Annotated in this window: 21 protein-coding genes; 7 read left to right on the top strand and 14 right to left on the bottom strand. The window is 42.3% G+C overall.

Translation table 11 applies throughout. From position 1 onward, the window contains the following. Positions 1-6: 6 nt before the first annotated feature. The 7 genes from murD to mraZ are packed head-to-tail and all read right to left on the bottom strand — an operon-like array spanning position 7 to position 7,780. On the bottom strand, positions 7-1,350 hold the full coding sequence (gene murD / locus OU683_RS02960) for a UDP-N-acetylmuramoyl-L-alanine--D-glutamate ligase (protein WP_268135048.1): 1,344 nt from the start codon (positions 1,348-1,350) through the stop codon (positions 7-9). A gap of 20 nt (positions 1,351-1,370) precedes the next feature. Further along, positions 1,371-2,612, bottom strand: coding sequence for a phospho-N-acetylmuramoyl-pentapeptide-transferase (mraY, locus tag OU683_RS02955; RefSeq protein WP_268134967.1), 1,242 nt, complete (start codon positions 2,610-2,612; stop codon positions 1,371-1,373). Between the two features lie 23 nt (positions 2,613-2,635). Next, positions 2,636-4,099: a UDP-N-acetylmuramoyl-L-alanyl-D-glutamate--2,6-diaminopimelate ligase gene (locus tag OU683_RS02950; protein WP_268134965.1), complete on the bottom strand. Its 1,464-nt coding sequence runs from the start codon at positions 4,097-4,099 to the stop codon at positions 2,636-2,638. Beyond that, entirely contained in the window at positions 4,096-6,102 is a 2,007-nt protein-coding gene (locus OU683_RS02945) for a penicillin-binding protein (RefSeq protein WP_268134963.1), read from the bottom strand. The genes OU683_RS02950 and OU683_RS02945 overlap by 4 nt, the downstream gene beginning before the upstream one ends. Beyond that, entirely contained in the window at positions 6,102-6,419 is a 318-nt protein-coding gene (locus OU683_RS02940; protein WP_228914429.1) for an FtsL-like putative cell division protein, read from the bottom strand. Before OU683_RS02940 ends, OU683_RS02945 begins: the two co-directional genes overlap by 1 nt. Before the next feature lies 1 nt (position 6,420). Then, on the bottom strand, positions 6,421-7,320 hold the full coding sequence (gene rsmH, locus OU683_RS02935; protein ID WP_268134961.1) for a 16S rRNA (cytosine(1402)-N(4))-methyltransferase RsmH: 900 nt from the start codon (positions 7,318-7,320) through the stop codon (positions 6,421-6,423). After that, positions 7,307-7,780, bottom strand: coding sequence for a division/cell wall cluster transcriptional repressor MraZ (gene mraZ, locus OU683_RS02930; protein WP_268134959.1), 474 nt, complete (start codon positions 7,778-7,780; stop codon positions 7,307-7,309). The genes rsmH and mraZ overlap by 14 nt, the downstream gene beginning before the upstream one ends. Positions 7,781-8,067: 287 nt before the next feature. Between mraZ and OU683_RS02925 the strand changes: the two genes are divergently transcribed. Continuing rightward, on the top strand, positions 8,068-8,832 hold the full coding sequence (locus OU683_RS02925) for an alpha/beta fold hydrolase (RefSeq protein ID WP_268134957.1): 765 nt from the start codon (positions 8,068-8,070) through the stop codon (positions 8,830-8,832). 9 nt (positions 8,833-8,841) lie between these two features. Next, complete coding sequence (gene yihA, locus OU683_RS02920; RefSeq protein WP_268134955.1) at positions 8,842-9,450, top strand: ribosome biogenesis GTP-binding protein YihA/YsxC; 609 nt, start codon at positions 8,842-8,844, stop codon at positions 9,448-9,450. 352 nt (positions 9,451-9,802) lie between these two features. On the opposite strand, the gene gldC is transcribed toward yihA, so the two are convergent. Together gldC and gldB are read right to left on the bottom strand one after the other, a co-directional pair. Beyond that, complete coding sequence (gene gldC, locus OU683_RS02915) at positions 9,803-10,141, bottom strand: gliding motility protein GldC (protein ID WP_268134953.1); 339 nt, start codon at positions 10,139-10,141, stop codon at positions 9,803-9,805. Next, complete coding sequence (gene gldB / locus OU683_RS02910; protein ID WP_268134951.1) at positions 10,141-11,100, bottom strand: gliding motility lipoprotein GldB; 960 nt, start codon at positions 11,098-11,100, stop codon at positions 10,141-10,143. The genes gldC and gldB overlap by 1 nt, the downstream gene beginning before the upstream one ends. A gap of 104 nt (positions 11,101-11,204) precedes the next feature. Here gldB and nadE point away from each other — a divergent pair, with 104 nt between their 5' ends. Further along, positions 11,205-11,993, top strand: a complete 789-nt coding sequence (nadE, locus tag OU683_RS02905) for an NAD(+) synthase (RefSeq protein ID WP_268134949.1) — start codon at positions 11,205-11,207, stop codon at positions 11,991-11,993. A 140-nt stretch (positions 11,994-12,133) separates the two neighbouring features. Then, complete coding sequence (locus OU683_RS02900; protein ID WP_268134947.1) at positions 12,134-12,772, top strand: response regulator transcription factor; 639 nt, start codon at positions 12,134-12,136, stop codon at positions 12,770-12,772. Here the strand turns inward: OU683_RS02900 and dnaG are convergent. The 4 genes from dnaG to OU683_RS02880 all read right to left on the bottom strand — a co-directional run bounded on the left by dnaG (position 12,765) and on the right by OU683_RS02880 (position 17,324). After that, entirely contained in the window at positions 12,765-14,717 is a 1,953-nt protein-coding gene (gene dnaG, locus OU683_RS02895; protein WP_268134945.1) for a DNA primase, read from the bottom strand. The genes OU683_RS02900 and dnaG overlap by 8 nt on opposite strands. Before the next feature lie 231 nt (positions 14,718-14,948). Beyond that, on the bottom strand, positions 14,949-15,971 hold the full coding sequence (locus OU683_RS02890) for a hypothetical protein (protein ID WP_268134943.1): 1,023 nt from the start codon (positions 15,969-15,971) through the stop codon (positions 14,949-14,951). 62 nt (positions 15,972-16,033) lie between these two features. Continuing rightward, the gene (locus tag OU683_RS02885) at positions 16,034-16,774 is read right to left on the bottom strand and encodes a hypothetical protein (protein WP_268134941.1); all 741 of its coding nucleotides are present in this window, start codon (positions 16,772-16,774) and stop codon (positions 16,034-16,036) included. Next, the gene (locus OU683_RS02880) at positions 16,755-17,324 is read right to left on the bottom strand and encodes an RNA polymerase sigma factor (protein WP_268134939.1); all 570 of its coding nucleotides are present in this window, start codon (positions 17,322-17,324) and stop codon (positions 16,755-16,757) included. The genes OU683_RS02885 and OU683_RS02880 overlap by 20 nt, the downstream gene beginning before the upstream one ends. 302 nt (positions 17,325-17,626) lie before the next feature. Here OU683_RS02880 and OU683_RS02875 point away from each other — a divergent pair, with 302 nt between their 5' ends. From OU683_RS02875 to OU683_RS02865, 3 genes are read left to right on the top strand one after another with little or no spacing between them, the layout of a single operon-like run. Continuing rightward, on the top strand, positions 17,627-18,430 hold the full coding sequence (locus OU683_RS02875) for an alpha/beta hydrolase (protein WP_268134937.1): 804 nt from the start codon (positions 17,627-17,629) through the stop codon (positions 18,428-18,430). 19 nt (positions 18,431-18,449) lie between these two features. Further along, a complete protein-coding gene (locus OU683_RS02870) occupies positions 18,450-21,035 on the top strand; it encodes a glycoside hydrolase family 2 TIM barrel-domain containing protein (RefSeq protein ID WP_268134935.1) in 2,586 nt (861 codons plus the stop codon). Further along, on the top strand, positions 21,035-22,084 hold the full coding sequence (locus OU683_RS02865) for a formylglycine-generating enzyme family protein (RefSeq protein ID WP_268134933.1): 1,050 nt from the start codon (positions 21,035-21,037) through the stop codon (positions 22,082-22,084). The genes OU683_RS02870 and OU683_RS02865 overlap by 1 nt, the downstream gene beginning before the upstream one ends. A gap of 475 nt (positions 22,085-22,559) precedes the next feature. On the opposite strand, the gene OU683_RS02860 is transcribed toward OU683_RS02865, so the two are convergent. Next, positions 22,560-24,287, bottom strand: a complete 1,728-nt coding sequence (locus tag OU683_RS02860; RefSeq protein WP_268134931.1) for a sulfatase family protein — start codon at positions 24,285-24,287, stop codon at positions 22,560-22,562. Position 24,288: the final 1 nt, after the last annotated feature.

Below are 24,288 nucleotides of genomic sequence, written 5' to 3'. Positions count from 1 at the left end.
TTTAGTTTAAAGATTCCTTACTGCTTCTTTAAATTGTCTACCCCTGTCTTCATAGTTCTGAAAAAGATCAAAACTTGCACAAGCCGGAGACAGGAGAACAGTATCTCCTTTTTCTGCAATTTTGTACGCCTGCTTTACAGCATCTTCCATGGAACGTGTTTCAAAAATCTGATCCACACAGTTCCCAAAAGCATTTAAAATAGGAGTATTATTTACCCCAAGACAAATAATAGCCTTTACCTTTTCATTTACCAATGGTAATAACTCTGCGTATTCATTGCCTTTGTCCACACCCCCAACGATCCAGACGGTTTCAGACTCCATACTTTCAAGCGCGTAATAAGTCGCGTTTACATTGGTAGCTTTGGAATCATTTATGTACTGGACATTATTTATTTTAAGCACTTTTTCAAGCCGGTGTTCCACCCCTTGAAAACTTTCCATGCTTTGTCTTATTGTCTCTTTTCTAATGCGTAATAATTGTGCAACAGTAGCTGCGGCCATCGCATTCTTGGCGTTGTGTTTTCCCTCAAGGGTTATGTTTGATGTTGGCATGGTCATTTCTGAATTATCTGTGCGAATAATAAGTTGGTTATCTTTAATAAAAGCTCCTTTTTCAAATTCCTCCCGGAGTGAAAAAGGCAATTTTTGGGACTGTATAGGGTTTTCTTTTAGCCATTTCGCGATCACGGGATCATCGGCATCATATATAAAATAATCTTGTTCTGTCTGGTTCATTACGATCCTGAACTTACTGGCGATATACTGATTAAAGTCATGCCTGTAGCGGTCAAGATGATCTGGGGTTATGTTGGTCAAAACGGCAATATGTGGCCTAAATTTCTCTATGCCATCAAGCTGAAAACTGCTAAGCTCCAGTACGTAATGATCTGCATTAGTTTCGGCAACTTGTTTAGCAAAACTCTGTCCCACGTTACCGGCCATTCCTACATTCAACCCGCCTTCTTTTAACAGGTGATGAGTAAACATGGTAGTAGTGGTTTTACCATTACTCCCTGTTATTCCCACCAACACTGCATTAGTAAAGGCATAGGCGAATTCAATTTCTGAAATCACCGGAATGCCTTTTCCTCTAAGCCGGCTGACGAGGGGGGCATCGTCAGGTATCCCCGGACTTTTCATTACCATGTCGGCTTCAAAGATCTTTTCTTCGGAATGTTTTTCTTCTTCCCAGTCAATTTCGTGAGCGTCAAGCTGGGCCTTGAAATGCTCCTTAATTTTTCCCTTGTCTGAAACAAATGTCCTGAAGCCTTCCTTCTTTCCAAGGATGGCAGTACCCACACCGCTCTCGCCTCCTCCAAGGATGACGAGGAAATTCTTCTCCTTCATATGTTTTGCTCCTGCCTCCATTAGCGAATCTTAAGGGTTACAATGGTTACGATCGCCAGGAAGATCCCAATGATCCAGAACCTTACTACGATCTTGCTTTCATGAAAACCGGCCTTTTGAAAATGATGATGTAAAGGCGACATAAGAAAGATCCTTCTGCCTTCCCCATATTTTCTTCGGGTGTATTTGAACCAGCCTACCTGCATTACTACAGAGAGATTTTCAATAAGGAATACTCCGCAAAGGATAGGGATCAATAATTCTTTTCGGGTAGCCAGTGCGATTACGGCTATAATTCCGCCAATGGTGAGACTTCCGGTATCTCCCATAAAAACCTGTGCAGGAAAAGTATTGTACCATAGAAATCCTACCAATGCTCCCGCAAAGGCCGAAATAAATATTGTCATCTCCCCTGTCCTGGGGATGTACATCACATTGAGATAATCTGAAAAAATAATGTTACCCGAAACCCACGCAAAAATCCCCAGCGTGAGAACAATGATTGTTGAAGTTCCTGCGGCAAGCCCATCAATTCCATCGGTAAGGTTAGCTCCGTTGGAAACTGCCGTTACTATGAAGATTACAATAGGAATGAATATCAACCACGCATATTGTGCATAATCTGGATTGATCCAGGAGATAAGACTGGCGTAGTCGAATTCGTTGTTCTTTACAAAAGGAATAGTAGTTTTGGTCGATTTCTCTTCCACAGAGGTTGTCACAGGATTTTCAGCAGAAGAAATAAGCTCTACCGCATTGGTACTTCCGGGCAACTGCGGATTTTCATTAATGGTAATATCGGGATGAAAATAAATAGTAGCTCCTACTATAAGCCCAAGTCCAACCTGACCTACCACCTTAAAAATACCTTTTAGTCCCTCTTTATCCTTCCGGAAGGTTTTGATATAATCATCCAGAAATCCTATTGCTCCCATCCATAATGTGGTCACGATCAACAGGATCACATAAATATTATCCAGCTTCGCTACGAGCAATACCGGGATTAGCGTTGCAATAATGATAATTATTCCTCCCATTGTTGGCGTACCGGCCTTTTGGGTTTGGCCTTCAAGCCCTAGATCCCGAACGCTTTCCCCAATCTGCTTCTTCCGAAGGAAATTGATTATCCTTTTTCCATAAATAGTTGAAATACCTAAAGACAGGATAATAGCCACAGCCGATCTAAAGGAGATGTATTGATACAGTCTCTCCCCGGGAAAGGTATAGGCTTCTTCAAGATATTCGAACAGATGGTATAACATACGGTTTGTCTTCTCCGGGAGAATTATTTTTTTAGCTGCTTTAAATATTCACTTACGATCTTGAAATCGTCAAAATCCTTTCTCACCCCATTGATCTCCTGGTAAGTCTCGTGACCTTTCCCGGCGATTAGGATGATATCATTCTTATTGGCCAGCTGGCAGGCAGTTTTTATAGCCTGTAGCCTGCTGGTGACAGACATTACTTTTTTGAAATTCTGTGGCTCCACTCCTGCTTCCACTTCTTCAATGATCTTGTCGGGATCTTCGGTACGGGGGTTATCACTGGTAAAAACCACTTTGGTGCTCAAAGCTGAAGCAATATGTCCCATTTTTGGCCTTTTTGAACGGTCACGATCTCCACCGCAACCAACCACAGTGATCAATTCTTCATTCTTGGTTCTAATACTGTTAATAGTTTCCAGCACGTTATGCAAAGCATCTGGCGTATGTGCATAATCCACTATTGCAGTGATCTTTCCTTCGGAAATGTGATACTGAAACCTTCCGCTAACGGCGTTGAGCTCACTTATGTACTTTAAACTTTCCAAAGTTGTCAATCCAAGTAATTCTGAAGCAGCATAGATTGCCAGGACATTATAGGCATTAAAGTTTCCTATTAATTTAGTCCAAACCTCCTGCTCGTTGATCTTCAGCAGCATGCCGCCAAATCCATTTTCCAGGATTTGCGCCTTATAATCGGCTACAGATTTTAAAGCATAAGTATATTTCCTGGCTTTTGTATTCTGAAGCATTACGTTTCCATTCTTGTCATCACCATTGGTTAAAGCAAAAGCTGAAGCCGGAAGCTGGTCAAAAAAGGCTTTTTTGACATCCCTGTATTCGGCAAAAGATTTATGGTAATCGAGATGCTCGTGGGTAAGGTTGGTGAAAATTCCGCCGGCAAATTTTAACCCGGTCGTGCGATGCTGGGCAATCCCATGAGAACTCACTTCCATGAAACAGAACTCCACCCCTGCCTCATTCATTTTCTTTAAATAAGAATTTATTGTGAGAGAATCTGGAGTGGTGTGAGTAGCAGGAAATTTATCCTCTCCCACCATAACATTTACTGTAGAAAGCAATCCTACTTTAAATCCTGCTTTTGTGAACAGCTGGTACAGGAGAGATGCAACTGTAGTTTTACCATTAGTTCCTGTAACACCAACAAGTTTCAGGTTTTCTGAAGGATTTTCATAAAAATTATCGGCCATGTAAGCTAAAGCCTGCTGTGAGTCCTTCACTTTTACATAAGTGATCCCATTCACCATGGTCTTTGGCATTTCCTCACAAACAATTGCAAGTGCGCCTTGTTCTACAGCCTTATCTATATAGCCATGGCCATCGGTCTGGGTACCGCGTATTGCCACAAATATATCATTGAAACTCACTCTTCGGGAATCAAAATGAATATCATTGATCTGGATGTTGGTGTTTCCAACTACTGCTTCCAGGGAAACCCTGTATAATATGTCTTTTAAATAAATCAACTCAATTTCAATTTTATCACCAGGTTTTCAGCGATCTTGGTTCCGGGTTTAACCGACTGCTGGCTCACTTCTCCGTTTCCGGAAATTTCATATTTCACTCCAAGGTTCTCCAAAAGCGAAACTGCATCCATAGCAGGCATTCCTTTAAAATCTGGTATTACCTTTCCAAGATTCCTGGCTGTGGCAAAATACTTTTCGTAATTCTTTTCGATAGCCGGATTTACTGTTTCTAAAGTCTCAAATTCATCGAGCACCGGGGTATCTGTAAATATTTTTTGTGCAATCCTTTTAAAAACCGGCCCGCTTACGTCTGCCCCATAATACCCAACTTTATTATCGGGTTTATGTATTACAACAATGCAGGAATATTTAGGATCTTCTACAGGAAAGAATCCCACAAAAGAAGAGATGTACTGGGGATTTTGCGCCCAGCCTTCTTTCCAGTATTCAGTTTGGGCAGTTCCTGTCTTGCCAGCCATGGAAAAATTAGGGTCATAAAGGCTTTTTCCTGTTCCCCTTTCTACAACATTCTTCAGCAAATCGGTCACTTTTGCAACCGTCTCGGGGCTGCATATTTGAGGATCAATAACTTTCTTTTCAAATTTTTCAATGGCTTTATCCCACTCCTTTACTTCTTTAATAAAGCGTGGTTTCACCATTTCACCTCCATTAGCAATGGCATTGTAAAAGGTGAGCGTTTGCAGCGGAGTGATCTGGATACTTCCGTAGCCATATGCCATCCAAGGCAGGGACAACCCGCTCCAGGTCTTATCTCCCGGCGTGGGGATATAAGGTGTTCCCTCGCCTTTAATTGCAAGGCCCAGGTTTTCATCAAGATGCATTGCTTTCAACCGATCCACAAATTTCTGAGGCTGGTCCTTATAATTTTCATAAATAAGTTTGACGATCCCTACGTTGGAAGAAACTTCAAAAGCTTTTCCTGCAGAGATCTTACCGTAACCGCCATGTTTGGAATCACGAACTCTTCTGCGGTAAATAATCATCTGGCCTTTCTCTGTGTCTACTACAGTACTGGTATCGATCACCTTGTCTTCCAGAGCTACGATCATAGACATAAGTTTAAAGGTTGAGCCCGGTTCGTGGGCTTCTCCAACAGCGTAGTTTAACTTTTCAAAATAAGTTCCCTGTGAGGTGCGGCCAAGATTTGAAATCGCTTTGATCTCCCCTGTTTCAGTCTCCATTACCACTACAGAACCATGATCGGCCTCATATTTTTCCAGCTGTTTAAGTAAAGCGTGGTGAGCAATATCCTGGATCTTTACGTCAATAGTAGAAATAAGGTCATAGCCGTCTTTTGGCTCGACCTCGTTATTGTCGCTAATTGGTTTCCATTGTCCTTTTGAAATACGCTGCTTAAGTCGTCTTCCTTCCTTACCCCTAAGATATGGCCCAAAGGCTCCTTCAAGTCCAACCCGGGTGTAGTAACCGCTATCATCCTGCCGCTCATAACCTACAGTGCGTTCAGCCATTTTACCAAGAGGATGCTCCCGCACCGTTCTTTGTTCCACAATAATTCCTCCCCGGTTCGAACCAAGGTTGAACATTGGAAAGTTTTTTATTTTGATATATTCCGAATATCCAAGATTGCGGGCAATGAGCAGGTAACGGTGCTTATTGGCCCTGGCAGATCGTAGTTTCTGCGCCCATCTTGAGGAAGATTCCCCAAACATTTTTGCCAGTCCTTCTGAAAGCGGCCCCACATTTTCCTGGAAATTTTTATCTGAAACTGTAACTGCATCAAACCTTATATCATATTTAGGAATGGAAGTCGCCAGCAAATTCCCATTGGTATCATAAAGGTTTCCACGGTTCGCCGGAATAACAAAATTCCGGTAGGTACGCTGCTCGGCCATTTCCCGGTAATTCTCCCCCTCAACTATCTGAATATTGAGAAGCTTAAAGCCCACAGCAACAGCGAGCAAGAACATAAGACCTGCCACAACATATATGCGGTAAAGTATGTGCTTCTCAGTAGTTGCCATTACTCTTTTTCCTTAACTATGATCTTTGTTGGCGGCACATCTGAAGGTTTAATACCTTTTGGCGCCATTCTACCTGTAATAGTAGATTCCATTTTTAGCTTCATGAGGTTTGACCTGCCATCAAGGAACTCTGTCCTCAACTCCAGCACCTCATCGTTGAGTCTCGCTATCTCATGTACCTTTTGCTCTGCACTATGAGAGCTGCCAATCATAAAAATTGCCAGCACTGTACAAAAAAGAATGAAACGCCAGTTGTTAAAGGCGTCGTTACTTATAAGAAATTTCCCTTTCAGGATGTTGTATAAGCTCTCTTTCATGCTATTCATTTCTTTCAGCTATTCTTAATCTTGCACTACGGGCACGATTGTTCTTCTTAATTTCTTCGGAAGAAGGCACGATCATTTTTCCCACCTTTTTAAAGGGAACCGAAATGTTTCCGTAGAAATCTTTTTCGGGCTCACCCTCAAACATGCCACTCCTTATATACCTCTTCACCAGCCTGTCTTCGAGCGAGTGATATGAAATAAGACTTAGCCTGCCTCCCGGCTTCAACAAATTTTCGGTCTGCAACAAAAATTCCTTGAGCACTTCGATCTCCTGATTCACCTCAATCCTAATCGCCTGATATACCTGAGCAAGAACCTTGTGCTCCCGCCCTACCGGCAAAAAAGGTTTTAAAACTTCTTTTAATCTTTCACTTGTCGAGATCTCTTCCTCCTTGCGGGCAGAGATTATCGTTCGGGCAATTTTTGGCGCACTTCTCAATTCTCCATAATTAAACAGCACTGCCTTAAGCTGCCTTTCTTCATAGTTGTTCACTACTTCAAATGCACTAAGACTACTACCCTGATCCATTCTCATATCAAGTTTGGACTCGAAACGGGTAGAAAAACCTCTTTCAGCCACATCGAACTGGTGAGAGGAAACTCCAAAATCCCCAAGAATTCCATCTACTTTTTTCACACCGTAGAATCTTAGAAAACGCTTGATAAACCTGAAGTTTTCGTTTATAAGCGTAAATCGCTCATCATCGATCTTATTCTCAAGGGCATCTTTATCCTGATCAAAAGCGTAAAGCTTTCCTTGTGGCCCAAGCCGACTAAGGATCTCCCGGGAATGCCCGCCGCCACCAAAAGTTACGTCCACATAAACGCCCGAAGGCTGAATATTCAGCCCGTCAACACTTTCCTTCAGCAATACAGGATTATGGTAACTCATTTCCATTTCGGTTTTTGTTTCCCATTACACGTTCGGCCAATGCCGCAAATTCTTCAGCAGGGGTATCTATGGATTTTTCATATAGTTCCTTATCCCATATCTCCACTTTACCAATAGAGGAATTAAGGACCACTTCCTTATTTATCTTCGCAACCCTTACAAGGTCTTTCGGGATCAACAATCTCCCGTTAGTATCAACGTCCACTAATTTAACACCAGCTGTAAACATTCTTATAAAATCTACATTCTCCTTCACATACTGGTTAAGTTCTCCAATCTTCTCCATCTCCTTGTTCCATTGCTCCAACGGATATAATTCTAAACAGGGATTAAAAACTGAACGTTTGAGCACAAATCCCTCTTGCATTATTGGCACCAACTGCTTCTTCATAGGCGCAGGAACCATCAACCGGCCCTTAGCGTCTACCTTGCATTCATATGTACCAATGAGATTTACCACCCTTATAGTTTACAACTTCAAATATATTGAAATTTAAACCACATTTTACCACTTTTTACCACATTGTTGATAAATTTTCCACTTCTTAACTCACTCCCACCTGTTATACCAACTACTTGAAGCAGTTTTAGTTGTATCAATCATATGTTAAAAAAAATTTGATGTTAATAAACCCGGTACGGGAAAAAATGTGAAATTTGGGCGGCAGAAAATTATGGCAGCTTCTGCAAAATCGGTATACTTGTAAGGAAATCATTATATTTGCGAAGCTAACAGCAAAGGCATCAATGGAAAATAATCTAAGGGAAGAAGGAAAATTTAGTTATGTGGAGGAAGGTGAAGGAACACCAATTATAATCCTGCACGGTTTAATGGGAGGATTAAGTAATTTTGAGGGAGTTCTTGATTTCTTTCCAAAACATGGTTACAAAGTTGTGCTGCTTAAATTGCCCCTGTACGAGCTTTCCCTTTTAAAAACCAGTGTTGCCACCTTTGCAAAATACCTTCAGGAATTTATTGTTCACAAACAATTTGAGCAGGTGATCCTGCTGGGTAATTCTCTTGGCGGCCATATAGCACTTCTTTGCACAAAACTTTACCCAAATTCCATAAAAGCCCTGGTTATCACAGGTAGCTCGGGTCTTTACGAAAGTGCCATGGGAGAAAGTTACCCAAAAAGAGGGGACTATGAATACATTCGGAAAAAAGCCGAAAATGTTTTCTACGATCCCAAAGTAGCGACCAAAGAAATTGTGGATGATGTATACGAAACGGTTAATGATCGCAACAAATTGATCAAAACCCTGGCTATAGCAAAAAGTGCAATTCGTCATAACATGTCGAAAGATCTTCCAAAGATGAAAACTCCCACCTGTATAATTTGGGGACGTAATGACAATGTTACTCCTCCCGAAGTAGCCGAAGATTTCCACCGCCTGTTGCCCGACTCAAACCTTTACTGGATAGAAAAATGTGGGCATGCAGCCATGATGGAACATCCCGAAGCTTTCAATGAGATCCTTTTCCGTTGGTTGACCGCCCGAAAGTACTAAAACAACCCCATGAAGATCAAATCGGCCGAATTTGTCATTAGCAATTCTGATGTTTCTAAATGTCCCGAAACCAGGCTGCCCGAATATGCTTTTATTGGCCGCAGTAATGTGGGGAAGTCCTCCCTTATCAATGCTCTTACCAACAGGAAAGATCTTGCAAAGACTTCTGGCCGGCCGGGAAAAACTCAGCTTATAAACCACTTTTTGATCAACCAAAGCTGGTACCTGGTAGATTTACCAGGCTATGGCTATGCCCGCGTGTCAAAGACGGCAAAAAAGACTTTTCAGAAATTTATTACGCAGTATTTCGAGAAGCGGGAGCAAATGATTTGTGCTTTTGTACTTATCGACAGCCGTCACAAACCTCAACCCATTGATATGGAATTTATGAGCTGGCTTGGAGAACACCAGGTGCCTTTCTGTATCATTTTTACCAAAGCAGATAAAATGAAACCCAAAGCTTTGGAAAGAAATATTAATGACTACCAGGCAGAGATGCTAAAAACCTGGACAGAAATGCCCCAGTTTTTTGTCACCTCTTCGGCAAACGGAATGGGGAGTGAAGATGTTCTAAATTATATCCAGAACATCAATGACAATCTTCTTCCGCAGAAATAACTGTCAAAAATTCCCTTTCTGAAAGGTAAGCCTTGGCTATGAATTCACGAATATTATCTTGATTAACCGAACCATTTTCTTACCGGCTCAAAATTCATTGCTTCGTATTTTTCCGCAGAAATAGTTGCCAAAAAACCCTTTTTGAGAGGTAAGTTTTTCAGCCACGAATGCACGAATGTTAGCCAAAATCACTTTATTACATCAGAATTTGGTCGCTTCTACCGCAGAAATAAGCTTCAAAAATGCCTTTTTAGAAGATCTTTGCAGCCACCAACCCACAAATACTTTTGAGCCGCACGTAAAAGGATGGCTAAACTTACTGATCACTGACCACTGAATACTGACCACTTTTTCACTCTTTCTTCAATTCCATTTTATCTGCAAAGAATTCACAAAAATCCTTCATCGTATCCCTCATTTTTTCATCTTGAGTAGCGCGATAAAAAGTATCACTCATAGTAACCAGGGTTTGGTGGAAAAACATTTTCATGTCATCCAGAGGCATATCCTTGGTCCATAGATCGATCTTTAAAGTTTCCTTTTGCTGTGGATCCCACATGGACAGCATCATGGCCTTCGCTTCTTGATGTTCCACCCCTCCGTCTTCTGCGCTCCAATGAAGTTCTTCCGGAACACGATTTTCATCCAGTGAGACTTTAATATTGATGTTCGATGTTTTTGCTATTGCCATTACTTCTGTGGTTTATAATTTGATTGTTTAAAAATTGTTCCTCCATCTTTCTGTACCATCTCTTCTACAGAAACATCATTTTTTTCCATGTATTGCTTTACAATTTGCCAGCCTATGAATTGTCCAAGACGCGGCGGAGCTTCGGCATCCAGTTCCAGGTAAAATTTTGAAAAAGGTGCAGGATAAAGGAATCTCGTATACAGGTCTGAATCTGAGGAATAGAGCAATTCCCGCTCCACAAAATACCTCCAAACCTGGTCTTCATTGGCTTCTGCCCAAGCCATTTCTTCGGGCAAAAATGTCATTTTTTGTGCATCGGTCTTAAAAGGAACCAACAGGTCTTTTAGGTAAAGGATCTTTCCATAGTAGATCATGTGCGCAAGGAAATCCCGGGAACCTGGTCGCGGTACCACGGTTTGTGCAAAGGCCTCGGCAGCATCAACAGAAATTTGCTCTTTACGCATTTCCTTTTTGATGTAATCCTGCACGCCCGCATATAGTGGATGATCCATGCCCAAATAGGTGTCAAGGGCCACTAATAGCAGCGAATCGGCCCATACAACCTGGTTTCGATAATCAACATCACTGGTAAGGGTAATCACTTTGGGGATTTTGCGCTCCGGAAAATAATACTTTATATGCTGAAAAAGACTTTCAAGATCCTGCTCAGTCTTCTTAAGACTAGGAAATTCATTAGCCACAGCTTTGTTCAATTCCAGCTGAATGGTATCATTCATTTTTTCCACCCAAAGAATATCAGGGTACTGCCGCGGAAAGAGGAACGAAAAATCCCTTTTTAGAGCAGGAAGACTATCGGCCGTTGCACGTGCAAAACGTTGATCAAATCTTTGAACATCCAGTTCCACCGCGATATTTGCAATTTCCTCTTCCCTCCTATCATCTTCGGCACAAGAAAACAAAGTGGCAACCAGACAGATAAGAAATATTTTTTTTAGCATGAGCAAATTAAGAATGGTTTAACGCGCGCTATTTCGGGAAACTTGACCGAAAAAGTATATTTGTTAACAAAGATATTATTTCCGGCACAAACTCACCAACTATTATGAAAACTAAACAAGTAATTGACCACATCACAAACTGGCTAAAAGATTATGCTGCTAACGCTAAAATGAATGGCTTTGTGGTTGGTGTTAGTGGTGGCGTGGATTCGGCTGTTGTTTCTGCACTTTGCGCTAAAACAGGAATGAGGACTCTTTGCGTAGAACTCCCTATCCACCAGTCACTCGAGCAGGTCACCCGTGCCCAGGAACATATCACTCATTTAAAAAAGAAGTTTTCGAATGTGACCGATGTACAGGTGGATCTTACTCAAACCTTCGACACATTTAGCAACACCGTACCACTGGTAGAAGAAAGTCCCAAGCTGCATCTTACCATGGCAAACGTGCGTGCAAGATTACGAATGACAACCCTTTATTATTTTGCCGGACTCCATAACTACCTAGTAGCTGGCACAGGCAACAAAGTAGAAGATTTTGGAGTAGGTTTTTTTACCAAATATGGTGACGGCGGAGTGGATCTTAGCCCTCTTGCCGATCTTATGAAGAGTGAAGTTTACGAAATCGCCAAAGAACTGGATGTGATAGAAAGCATAGTAATTGCCGCACCTACCGATGGTCTTTTTGGCGATAGCAGAAGTGATGAAGATCAAATTGGCGCCAGTTATGACGAGCTTGAATGGGCCATGAAGGAAGCTGAAACAGGAAAAACCGAACAAGATTTTTCAGGACGCCAGCAGGAAGTTTTCAGGATCTATAAGATGCGCCATAGGGCTAACAAACATAAGATGGAACCCATCCCGGTTTGCCATATCCCTCTTGACCTGAAATAATTGCAGTTAATCGAAAAAATTATTTTTCGAGAGAATAAGGTAGTAAATTTCCTTCTCCCCCTGACTTTACGATTCAAATCTAATACTTAAACGGTTATGAAAGTATAGTCTGTGAAATTTCTTGTGCTAAAATTCGAACGATGACTAAAATTTTAATTGCAGATCACCATCCTATTACCCGAATGGGAATTTCCTCACTTTTGGAAAAGGAAGGTGTGTACGAAGTTGTAGGGAAAGTTACCAATGGGAAGGATCTTTTCAAGGCTCTTAAAAATAAGAATCCCGATGTATTGATCCTCGAGATCGACTTGCCGGACATAAACGGAATTACAGCTCTAAGAACTATAAAATCTGAAAATCCCGGAACCAAAATCCTTATCCTTAGCTGTCATCCCGAAGAAATGTACGCCTTAAACTCGATTAAGGCAGGTGCCGCTGCTTATCTTTCAAAAACGGTCTCTACAGATATTCTTCTTGAGGCAGTACATCAAGTGGCCAGGGGAGGAATCTATCTCAACAAAGAGATTAGTGAAAAGATCAATTCGGGAACTACAAGATCCAATAACCTTGTTTCCCGTTATAAAAAACTTTCCACCAGGGAAATTGAAGTACTCAACCTACTCTCCACCGGAAAAAGAAATAAGGATATCGCCGAAGCCTTAAAGATCAATGAAAAGACCGTGAGCACCTATAAAACCAGGCTTCTTAAAAAATTACGTGTAGATAACCTTGCCGATCTTATTAACCAATCCCGTTTATTACAAATAAAACCTACATAACCCGGTTTAGTTTGCCCGACAGCACCTTTTTTAGAGAAATATAATCCATAATATCCTGAAGGATCCCCATGGACTCCTCGGGGGGAACTTCTTTTATTTCCCGGTTCAGTTCATTAATTTTTCGGTTCACCAAATACCTTCTCAAAGCGAGAATTGTCTCATTTACCAGGCGACCAATTTCAGCTTTTTTCCCTTTTACAAATATTTCCATCCTTTCCCAGTCATGAAGAACATATTGCTCTTCATCCATCAAAATACTCGTTACTTCCGAAGCATTTTCAGGTTGCAAACCATTTATGAAAGTGTCTATGGAAAATTCTTCCTCCTCGTTATATTTTTGAATAATCAGTTGATAGATCTTCTGGAAATGTTCATTTGCAAATGCTACTTCATCCTCCTGTAAATCGAGGAAGATCTTTTCATAAACCTTCGCTGTTACCATCTCGGGTTCGAGGGTAATTTCCCCTTTATCGTCTACCTTAACGACCAGGTCTTCAAAATCCTCCTCCATCATTCCGTAGTGCAGCAAAAGACTAATAATAGTTCGCTCCAGCACATACAACTCGTCAACCTTCACCCGCGGGGCAGGGTCATCCCTTACTACTTCAAACTGCTGGGTCTTTTTAGAAGTTGGCTTCCCAACGACTTTACCTCCAAGTTGTGCAAGGGTGGTAAATAACACTTCTTCAGAAATATCCATAATGCGGGAGGTTTCCTGCACATAAACTTCCTGCTGAATATTATCCGGGATCTTTGAAATGCTGCTCACCATATCCCTAATCAAGGAAGCCTTCTTGACGGGATCGTTCTTAGCTTCCTCCATCAAGAGGGAGGCTTTGTAATTGATGAAGTCCTTTGAATTTTCTTTCAGGTACAGCCTTATATCTTCTTCGGAAATCTTTTTGGCAAAACTGTCGGGATCCTCCCCTTCAGGGAAGGCACAAACTTTAACGTTCATCCCCTGCTCCAGGATAAGGTCAATTCCACGAATGGATGCACGTTGGCCGGCAGCATCACTATCGAAAAGTACCGTTATATTTTTTGTAAGCCTGTTGATCAGCCTTATCTGCTCGGGCGTTAAAGCTGTACCCGATGAGGAAACAACATTCTCAATTCCGGCCTGATTAAACTGGATCACATCTGTATAGCCTTCTACCAGGTAGCAATTATCCTCTTTGGCAATAGCCTGCTTTGCATGGTAGATCCCGTAAAGCACTTTGCTCTTATGGTAAATATCACTTTCGGGGCTGTTAAGGTATTTTGCCGCTTTTTTATCATTAGTAAGTATCCTTCCCCCAAAACCCAACACACGACCACTCATGGACTGGATAGGGAACATTACCCGACCTTTAAACCTGTCAAACTGCTTATCCTCCTTTACAATACTAAGCCCGGTTTTCTCTAGGTATTCCAGCTTGTAACCCTTTTTAAGGGCTTCATTGGTAAAGGCGTTCCAGTCATCCAGGCAGTAACCCAAATTAAATTTCTTGATGGTTTCATCTGTAAAACCCCGTTCCCTGAAATAACTAAGACCAATGGCCTTTCCCAGCTCGGTCTTTAGCAGGTTGTTCTGAAAATATTTTGCAGCAAATTCCGAAACAAGGAACATGCTCTCCCTCTCATCTGCCTGCTCCTTTTGCTCCTGGCTCTGCTCTGTCTCTTCAACTTCAATGTTGTACTTCTTTGCCAGGTACTTGATAGCTTCGGGATAGGTGAAATGTTCATGCTCCATTAAAAAGGCCACCACATTTCCTCCTTTTCCGCTGGAAAAATCCTTCCATATCTGCTTGACAGGAGAAACCATGAAACTGGGTGTGCGCTCATCGCTAAACGGGCTAAGGCCTTTGTAATTGCTGCCCGACTTCTTTAGATTTACAAAATCGCCAAGCACCTCCTCTACGCGGGAAGCTTCAAAAACACGGTCTATGGTAGATTTTGAGATCATTTTTTTACTGCGGAAATTTTGCTCAAATGTACGTTTTATAACCATAAAACAGAAGGGATTTCCTATTGGGAAATCCCTTCAAATTCTATTATCAGTCGATGTAACAGATCAGTTTTATCTCACCCTGAACATGTTTCAAAATATTTCATTCATTTCAAAAAATTCGCGAAACCTTCTAAATATAAATGCAGAATGGTGGTCCCATAACTTTAGAAGGTCTATTAAATAAACCTAGTTCGCATCAAATCTCAGACCTATAGAAATGTTTCGCATCTCGGGGTTTGGATCTTTAAAAATAGGATTAAGATCGTACTTCACATAAATGGAGGCATCTCCCCAGCCAAGATAACCACTCAGCCCATAGATAAAGTCGTTTGTATTATAATCTCCCTTGAGCTTTTCCTTCACCTTTTCTCCATCCTCTTCATATTTCAATTTTTGACGTTCCCCCAGGTTTACACCGGCGTAGCCCCCAAGGCCAATTTTGAGTTTGTTATGCGTTGAAAACCAAACACTGCGCGGAGTTTCGACTTTTTTAGAAGGACCAAACTCAAAATGAACAGGAAATACAAGATTATCCATCCTGAATTTCGACTTGTCCAGATCAAGTGGATATTCCTCCAGCATAGTGAGATCTCCATCTTCAACAAAGAAACGGTTATCTGTAGGTTTTAAACCATTGAACTGAAATGAGAATCCATACCGTAAACGCATAAAGTTACTTTGTTCAAAAACGCGGGTTCTCCATGCAATTCCAAGTTCGAAAAAACGACTGCCTCCTACTTTAAAGTCAGAATCATTGATAGACTGGTCTTCGGTAAGTGCATTATTGAATCCCACAGCTAGTACAAGGTGGGTGGAAGTTCGGCTGTACTTACTTTTGTTGTACCAGTGATCATCATCATCATCTTCCTCCTCATCTTCCCACTCAAATTCCTCGGTCCCTTCTTCCCTTGTTAGCAGGGCGATCTGGTTATCTATTATCGCTACCCTGTTCTGGATGTTCAAGGCATGTTTTCTTGCGGCTTCGCTCTTGAGTTTTTCGGCTTCTTCCCAGTCGATCTCCTTAGCTTCTGCACGTCGGTTAATTGCTTCTACTTCGAGTTTAAGAGCTTCCTTCTCCTCGGCGATGATCTGCTCTTTTTGTTTTTCCAACTGTTCGATCTTTTCGCTGTTTGTTTTTTCCTGTGCCAAAGCAGGATTAACAATAAAGGAACAAAGAGTTAAGAGCATTAAAAATGTAATATTTTTCATGATTTTAGTTTTTTGGGCTTCTGTACAAAGCCCGTTAATTGATTGATTGATGAATTATTTGATTAAAAATCCCTGTTTGCGACTGCAGTTTTTGCCCTGGAAAGACCTTCTTTTACAACCTCAAATACTTTTTCTCTAAACGACTGGTCCAGTTCATATTCTACCTGGTGCAGTAAATCCCCCGAATCTACGGTAAAGACAGGATCAGATTCTAATTCGGCCGATGCCAGCAATAAGAGTGCTTCCACTTCAGTATCACTTACTTCATAAGGTATTTCAGGTTCAGAACTTTCCTCTTTATTTTCAGCCAGCAGCAATTCATTTTCCGGATTTACAACTTCAATTGTTTCTGAAGTATTTTCTGAAGCCAGCAAACTTTCTTCTTCGGAAGCATCTCCAACAGGGGTCTCAAAAATGACATTTTTGGAAGGTTTTTCAGCTGAAGATTTTTTCTCTGTTTCAGGATCTTTTTGGTCTCCTTCCCCTTGCTCTCCTTCACCTTCTAAAGTAGCTAACTGAATTACCTCAGGCTCCTGTATTTTCTCCTCCAAAATGGGATCTTGTAAAGTTTGCTCCACCACTTGCGGCCCTTCCGAAGCTACTGGAGCATTAATATATGTGCCCAGGCTAAAGAAGATTATGGCCACGGCGGCTGCGGAACTAATCCATAACAGGTAAGGTTTTCTCACCTTCTTCTTTTTATCAAGCCGCTGCTCGAGACGATCCCAACTTTGAGGAGAAGGCTTTATTTCTCTCTCTTCAAGCAAGATTTTTATCCTATTTTCAAATTTTTCCGATTCCATATTCTGTCATGTTTTCCTGTTTCAGCTTTTCCTGCAGCATCTTTCTGGCCTTAAAAAGCTGTGATTTAGAAGTTCCTTTAGTAATGTTCAGCATTTTCGCGATTTCTGAGTGCTTGTAACCTTCCACAGCATACATCAAAAACACCATTTTATAACCTTCGGGCAGGCTGTCGATCATCTCCTGGATGTGCGCCGCATTAAAATCTTCAGTAAAGGTGTATGAGAAATCAGTCTTTTCAGGCACCTCATCTTCAGCAAATAATGAACGTTTATCTGTCCGGAGAAAAGAGATTGCCTCCCTTATCATGATCCTGCGCATCCAGCCCTCAAAGCTGCCCTCATCCCGAAAATCTTCCAGGTGGGCAAATACCTTGAAAAACCCATTTAGCATTACATCCTCGGCATGCTGAAGATCCTTCACATACTGCCTGCAAACGCTAAGCATTTTCCCTGAATGTTTCTCATAGATCTTACGCTGTGCCTGCCGGTTACCGGCGGCTGCACGTTTGATCAACAGAGAATCATTTTTAAAGAGTTGAATTACTTTCACTCAAACATTTTTAAAGGCCTTCTATTAACATAGACGAGTGAAAGTTACAAAAGGTTGCCTGAGGCTGAGATTTTTTTTTTGAATTATCATATTAATACAGTTTTGCAATTACCAGAAAATGCAATTGGAGCCTTGGATTTGCTGAAGTTAAAGCTGCTGAAAATTCAGAAAAAACTTATCTTAGAGCTCCTAACATTTTTTGTGAAATGCGCTAATTTTTAGTCCTGAGTTTCCTGTTCCTGTCCTTCTTATGCTCTGCTCAAGAACGTTACTTAAATGACATTTTTGAAGCTGAAGCTGCGGTGACAGAAACCTATGCTGTCAAAAACGGCGAAGACCTTAAACTGGATATTTACCAGCCAAAGAACGATACTTCCCACACAAGGCCTTTGATAGTTTTTATGCATGGCGGCGGATTCGCAGGTGGCACCCGCACCAATGAAGCCGAGGTAAAATTTGCACAGGCAGCCGCAAGAAAAGGTTATGTCGCGGTCCAGATCTCTTACCGTCTCACCCGAAAAGGTCAATCCTTTGGCTGTGACTATGAAGCTTCCGGAAAAATAGCAACTTTTAAAAAAGCCGCTGAAGATTTTATGGATGCTGTTCAATTTATGATTAACAATAAAGAAAAGTACCGAATAGATCCTGAGCAGGTGATCGTGGGCGGAAGCAGTGCTGGCGCCGAAGCAGTTCTTAATGCAGTTTATAACGCCCGACTCATGTTCGGGAATACTACAAAATATAATTCCATAGACATTGACGGAGTATTCTCCCTCGCCGGTGCTATTGTAGACGCTCGGTACATAACTACCGAAAATGCAGTTCCCGGAGTATTTTTTCACGGAACAGAAGATAATCTTGTTCCTTATGCCACCGCTCCCCATCATTATTGTGATCCTAATGCGCCGGGTTATATTATGCTGGATGGCTCCCGAACGATTAGCAGTAAGCTAAAAGAACTTGACACCTCCTACCTGCTTTACAGCTTTGAAGGAGGAAAACATGAACATGCGGGGATGCCTTTTGATCACCTGGATAGGGTATTTGGATTTTTTAAGCGGGCTTTTCTTGATAGCGAAAAACTACAAATAGAAGTACTAAAATAATCCGGAAGATAATATAACAATGAATTATTCAAAGCCCATGTTGTTTGTCCTAATATTTTTAAACAGTTTTGTTTATTCCCAGCGACAGGTACAAACGCTCAATTCTGCCTGGAAATTTTCTTCGGAAGCACATGCCGAAAAGATCGTGGACCTTCCCCACACCTGGAATGCTCAAGACCCTTTCAGGGACGGCAAGGAATATTTCCGCGGAGAAGGAACTTACACAAAAACTTTATTTGCTCCTCAAAAATGGGAAAACAGGCAGGTATTTCTGAAGTTTGAAGGCAGCAACCAGGTGACAACATTATATGTTAACGATCAGCTAGTCGGCGAACATCGCGGCGGCTATACGGGCTTTGTTTTCGATCTCACAAAAACATTAATTCCGGGCGCCGAAAACCAGATCAGGATTGTTGTTGACAACGGTCATAATGTTGATATCCCTCCCCTTGATGCCGACTTCAATTTCTACGGCGGAATTTACCGGGACCTATGGCTAATTACTACTCCAAAACTGCATTTTGAGACTGCAAATGAGGCAACAGGCAATTTCTTGATCAGAACTCCTGAAGTATCTGCGGAAAATGGCAGGATCTTGATTGAAAGCAGCATTAAGAATAGCACCGCCAAAAGAGAAGCAGTGACAGTAGAAGCTGAGATCTTTGATCCTCAGGGAAATTCCGTTAAGCTTTTAAAAAATAAGAGCAGGATAAAGGCCGGAGAAGTTGTGGAAGTCACTTTTGAAGGTGACATCATATCTCCGAAACTGTGGTCTCCTGCAGCTCCCAACCTCTACAGGGCAGAGATCAGGCTTATTTCAGAAGGGAAAACACAGGATGTGTTAAGCTCTAATTTCGGCTTTCGCTGGTTTGAAGTGGATCCTGAAAAAGGCTTCTTTCTGAATGGAGAACCTATAAAACTCATAGGTGCCAACCGGCACCAGGATTTCCAGGGATTAGGGAATGCACTCCCCGATCGTCTCCACCAGAAGGATTACGAGATGATCAAGGAGATGGGTGCAAATTTCATCCGCACGGCACATTATCCGCAGGATCCCGAAGTGTACAGGATCTGCGATGAACTCGGACTGTTGGTTTGGAGTGAAGTGCCGGTGATCAATGATGTCACGGCTTCTGATGCTTACCACAATGTCTCTTTAAAAATGCAACGGGAACAGATCAAACAGTTCTTCAACCATCCTTCGGTGATCATGTGGGGACATATGAACGAGATCTTCATCAGGCTCGTTTTCAACAACAAAATGACCGAACCCGAAAAGGCAGCAAAGATCAAAACCTCTGTAGAACTGGCCGAAAAACTTGAAAAGCTAACCAAGGAATTGGATCCTGACCGGCTAACGGTGATGGCCCTGCACGAAAATGAATTATATAACACCAGCGGGATTGCCGATATTCCCGATGTCATAGGCTGGAACCTTTATTTTGGCTGGTATTCTCCCGGCCTGGAAAGCTTCGGAAAATTCCTGGACGATCAACACCAACGTTACCCCAACAGGCCGCTCTTCATTTCAGAATACGGCCCCGGTGCCGACGTAAGAATACAAACCACAGACCCGCAGCCATGGGATTACAGTGAAGCCTACCAGTTAAAGCTGCACCGGAGTTACCTCAACCAGGTGCTGGAGCGGGATTATGTCTTTGGGATGGCAGCCTGGAACTTTGCCGATTTTGGATCCTCCTTCCGGCAGGATGCAATGCCGTATATCAACCAAAAAGGCCTTGTCAATTTTGACCGCAGCAAAAAGGATATTTACTACAACTATCAGGCGCGGCTACTTAAAGAACCTATGGTCTATGTAGCAGGAAAGAACTTTACAGATCGTTATATACATTCTGATGAACAGGTGGAGATCACAGTTTTCTCCAATGCCCCACAGGTAACTCTTAGCAGCGGAGATAAAACTTATTCCGCAGAAACCAACGACGGAATTGCCATTTTTGAGATCCCATTGCCCGAAGGAAAGAATAAAGTGACAGCTACTGCCGGAGATGTTTCTCATTCCCAGGTATTCGAGGTGCATTTCCGGGAGAATCTTTTAGATAAAATTGATGAAAAAGCAATACTTGTGAACGTGGGAGCCCATGTTCAGTATAAAGATCCTGTTACGGGAGAAGTCTGGATCGCCGATCAACCTTACCGCGAGAATAGCTTTGGGTATGTTGGCGGAGAGGTATTTCAAAAGGATAAAAATAAGATCCAGGGTACTGCTTCAGATATACAGGGAACTGAAAATGATCCGCTTTTCCAGACCATGAGGGAAGGAATTGAGTCCTATAAATTTGATGTGGAAGAAGGTATTTATCTGGTGACGGTTATGCTAGCCGAACCTCAATTCAATGCTTCGGAAGCACTCATTTATAACCTGTCATCTTCAGAAGAAACAATGGAGGAGAGCGTCCGCAGTTTTGATATCCTGATCAACGAAGAGCCGGTACAGCAAGATCTTAATCCGGCGCGGGATTATGGGAAGATCAGGGCGATCAGCATTACATATAAAGTAAATTCCAAAGATGGAATAACCGTGAAGTTTGCTGAAAATGCAGGTAAGTCACTGCTTTCAGCCATTAAACTTGAGAAGCTGTAATGAAGAAGACATTATTTTTCCTGTTGCTCATGCTGATGGCGGGTTGTAAAAAAGAAGCTTCAGTTATGGTGGAAAAACCCGCCGAGCTTGAAGTTCCGGAAGGAATGGTATGGATCCCCGGAGGCGAATTTACCATGGGAGCGGTAGAAAATGACCCAATGGCACTTGGCCACGAAAAACCCGCACATCCCGTTGCTGTAGACGGGTTCTTTATGGATGTTACTGAAGTGACGAACAAGGAGTTTGAGGAATTTGTCAATGAAACAGGCTATGTAACAGTAGCCGAGCGGGAAATAGATTGGGAGGAGATGAAAAAACAGCTTCCTCCCGGTACTCCAAAACCCCATGATTCCATTTTACAGCCCGGCTCTCTGGTATTCAAAAAACCGGGAAAAAAGGTGCCGAATCTCTATGACTTCTCACAGTGGTGGGAATGGAAAATTGGGGCCAACTGGAAACATCCTAGTGGACCTGATTCCAACCTGGAAGGAAAAGAGAACTATCCTGTAGTGCACATAGCTTATGAGGATGCGGTTGCTTATGCCGAATGGGCGGGAAGAAGATTGCCGACCGAAGCTGAGTGGGAATATGCCGCAAAAGGAGGTGCCAAAAATGCCATTTTTGGATGGGGTGATGATGAAACTTTAATAAAAGAAAAAGCCAATACCTGGACCGGAATTTTCCCAACTGAGAACAATCTGGCTGATGGTTATGAACGTGTGGCTCCCGTGAAAAGTTTTCCACCCAACGATTACGGGCTTTATGAAATGACAGGAAATGTTTGGGAATACACTTCGGATTGGTACAACACCAAATATTACGCTGAGTCCCTGGAAAAAGGAACTCTGCTAAATCCTTCAGGTGCAAAAGCACCTTACAATCCGCACAACCCACAGGTGCCCGAAAAGGTCATCAAAGGTGGTTCTTTCCTTTGCCAGGTTTCCTACTGCGCCAGTTTCAGACCTTCTGCGCGTATGCAGAATTCCCTGGATTCTTCACATGAACATCTTGGGTTTAGAACCGTAGCTACACCGGAGATGCTGAAATAGTGATCAGTGGTCGGTGATCAGTGGTCAGAAAAATTCGATCATTCAGAACGAGCGGCAGTGAAGTGAAGAATCTTTTTGAAATACGATTTTAGAAGGACGAAGTTAGAATCTTCCTGTCTTTCAGAACGAGCGGCAGCGAAGTGAAGTATCTTACGAAAAGAGATTCCTCCTTCGTCGGAATGACAAATCCATACTCCTTGATTTCACGCAAAGTCCACCAAGGTCTCGCAGAGGCCGCAGAGATTTTTTAAAACATTGCTAAAGCAATCCTGAAAGTTTCCCGCAGATCTCACAGATCTACGCAGATCAAACATTCCTCAATCTCCCATTAACTCATTAACTTATAACCAATAAACCATTTTGGAATTTGGTGCTTGTAAAATTGGTGCTTCAAAGTTAGGCTTGTCTCTTGTTTCTTGATTCTTGATTCTTGATTCTTGGTTCTTGATTCTTATTTCCTGCAGCGCAGCAGTCTTTATTTCACATCCTTCGGCACCTTCCCTGAACCATATTTCCTTAAGTAACCTTCATAGTTCCGCACATCGTCATCTGCAAGACGGGCGAAGTTGCGGTAGGCGCGTTCTACCCTTTCAGGCGGAGTCTGCTCGAATTCCTTTTCAGTCACCTGGTACTGCTCCTGCAGAGAAATTAATGTCTCATGCAGCTCCTTTTGAACCTCGGCATAATCGGGATGGTCATAGATATTATTGATCTCCCGCGGATCTTCCTGCAGGTCGTACATTTCCCATTGATCGATATCATCGTAGAAATGCATAAGCTTATACCTGTCTGTCCTTACGCCGTAGTGACGTTTCACCATGTGGAATGCCGGAAAATCATAATAGTGGTAATAAATTGCATTTCTAAAATCCTTACCGCTTTCGCCTTCAGCTAAAAGACCTCTTAAAGATTTTCCCTGCATCTCTGCAGGAATTTCTGCCCCCGCAAAATCGAGAAAAGTAGGTGCAAAATCAAGATTTTGAGTTAAGGCATCGATCTCTATACCGGCAGGGATCTCCTTTGGATACTGCACTAAAAGTGGCATAGCAAGAGATTCTTCATACATGAAGCGCTTGTCAAAAAAGCCTTTTTCGCCCAAATAAAATCCCTGATCTGTAGTGTAAACGATGATCGTATTTTCCATTAGACCATTCTTCTCCAGATAATCGAGGATCTTGCCCACTCCTTCATCCACAGAGGCTACGGTCGAAAGATAATCTCTCAAGTACCGCTGACCTTTCCATTCTGCCAGCTCTTTCCCTTTTAAATTGGCTTCGTGAAAAGCATCATTTTTGGGTCGGTAGGCATTGTCCCATATTCTTCTTTGCTCCGCAGTCATGCGGTTAAAATCACTGGTCCAGGGATTATGAGCCAGGGAATCACTCCCCTTTTTCACGCTTAATTTAAGATCATGCCCTTCATACATATCATCATAGATGGTTTGCAACTGCTCCTGTGAAGCTATGGAACCTTCATGCTCGATAAAGTAGGTCTCGGGCAGCGGGAACTGTACGCTATCATACAAGGTAAGGTGTCGTAAGGCGGGCATCCAGTTACGGTGTGGGGCTTTATGCTGGACCATCAACAAGAAAGGTTCCTCTTTTCCGGCATTTCTCTTGAGCCAGTCGAGACCCATTTGGGTAACAATATCTGTGGCATAGCCTTCAATTCTGGTGGTGTCGCCTTCCCTGATAAAGTCGGGATTATAGTAATTTCCCTGGTCTACCAAAATGTTCCATTCATCAAATTCTTCAGGAAGTCCGTGCAGATGCCACTTCCCGAATAGGGCAGTTTGGTAGCCGACTTCTTTTAAATATTTTGGTAAGGTAGGTTGAGAACCGTCAAAAACCTCCCCGTTCATCCTGAAGCCGTTAAGATGGCTGTGCTTTCCGGTAAGGATCACAGCACGACTGGGCCCGCAGATGGAGTTGGTACAGAAGTTCGTGTTGAACTTTGCTCCATTTTTGGCAATACGGTCAATATTAGGAGTAGGGGCAAGCTTGCTAAGTGGATGACCGTAGGCGCTAATGGCCTGTGCAGCATGATCATCGGTCATTATGAATACGATATTCGGCCTTTTTGGCTCCTCCTCAATCTGTTCCTGTTTCTCCTCTTTACATGAAACCAGTGCAAAAAAAGCGAACAGGACTACCAGTTTGTCTAGATGTAAGCTTACAAATTTTCGTCGTTTTTCAAACCTCATA

The sequence above is a fragment of the Salinimicrobium sp. TH3 genome (genome assembly GCF_026676115.1).
Lineage (GTDB): Bacteria > Bacteroidota > Bacteroidia > Flavobacteriales > Flavobacteriaceae > Salinimicrobium.
The sequence above is the reverse complement of the archived record's forward strand: the minus strand, read 5'-3'. Positions and strand labels throughout refer to the sequence as shown.

What these genes read in the sequence shown, in the direction of transcription:
- dnaG (WP_268134945.1), bottom strand. Translation starts at nt 14,717, where the DNA reads ATGATCTCAAAATCTACCATAGACCGTGTTTTTGAAGCTTCCCGCGTA.
- mraY (WP_268134967.1), bottom strand. Translation starts at nt 2,612, where the DNA reads ATGTTATACCATCTGTTCGAATATCTTGAAGAAGCCTATACCTTTCCC.
- OU683_RS02890 (WP_268134943.1), bottom strand. Translation starts at nt 15,971, where the DNA reads ATGAAAAATATTACATTTTTAATGCTCTTAACTCTTTGTTCCTTTATT.
- OU683_RS02860 (WP_268134931.1), bottom strand. Translation starts at nt 24,287, where the DNA reads ATGAGGTTTGAAAAACGACGAAAATTTGTAAGCTTACATCTAGACAAA.
- yihA (WP_268134955.1), top strand. Translation starts at nt 8,842, where the DNA reads ATGAAGATCAAATCGGCCGAATTTGTCATTAGCAATTCTGATGTTTCT.
- OU683_RS02940 (WP_228914429.1), bottom strand. Translation starts at nt 6,419, where the DNA reads ATGAAAGAGAGCTTATACAACATCCTGAAAGGGAAATTTCTTATAAGT.
- rsmH (WP_268134961.1), bottom strand. Translation starts at nt 7,320, where the DNA reads ATGAGTTACCATAATCCTGTATTGCTGAAGGAAAGTGTTGACGGGCTG.
- gldC (WP_268134953.1), bottom strand. Translation starts at nt 10,141, where the DNA reads ATGGCAATAGCAAAAACATCGAACATCAATATTAAAGTCTCACTGGAT.
- OU683_RS02925 (WP_268134957.1), top strand. Translation starts at nt 8,068, where the DNA reads ATGGAAAATAATCTAAGGGAAGAAGGAAAATTTAGTTATGTGGAGGAA.
- nadE (WP_268134949.1), top strand. Translation starts at nt 11,205, where the DNA reads ATGAAAACTAAACAAGTAATTGACCACATCACAAACTGGCTAAAAGAT.
- OU683_RS02900 (WP_268134947.1), top strand. Translation starts at nt 12,134, where the DNA reads ATGACTAAAATTTTAATTGCAGATCACCATCCTATTACCCGAATGGGA.
- OU683_RS02865 (WP_268134933.1), top strand. Translation starts at nt 21,035, where the DNA reads ATGAAGAAGACATTATTTTTCCTGTTGCTCATGCTGATGGCGGGTTGT.
- murD (WP_268135048.1), bottom strand. Translation starts at nt 1,350, where the DNA reads ATGAAGGAGAAGAATTTCCTCGTCATCCTTGGAGGAGGCGAGAGCGGT.
- gldB (WP_268134951.1), bottom strand. Translation starts at nt 11,100, where the DNA reads ATGCTAAAAAAAATATTTCTTATCTGTCTGGTTGCCACTTTGTTTTCT.
- OU683_RS02885 (WP_268134941.1), bottom strand. Translation starts at nt 16,774, where the DNA reads ATGGAATCGGAAAAATTTGAAAATAGGATAAAAATCTTGCTTGAAGAG.
- OU683_RS02945 (WP_268134963.1), bottom strand. Translation starts at nt 6,102, where the DNA reads ATGGCAACTACTGAGAAGCACATACTTTACCGCATATATGTTGTGGCA.
- OU683_RS02870 (WP_268134935.1), top strand. Translation starts at nt 18,450, where the DNA reads ATGAATTATTCAAAGCCCATGTTGTTTGTCCTAATATTTTTAAACAGT.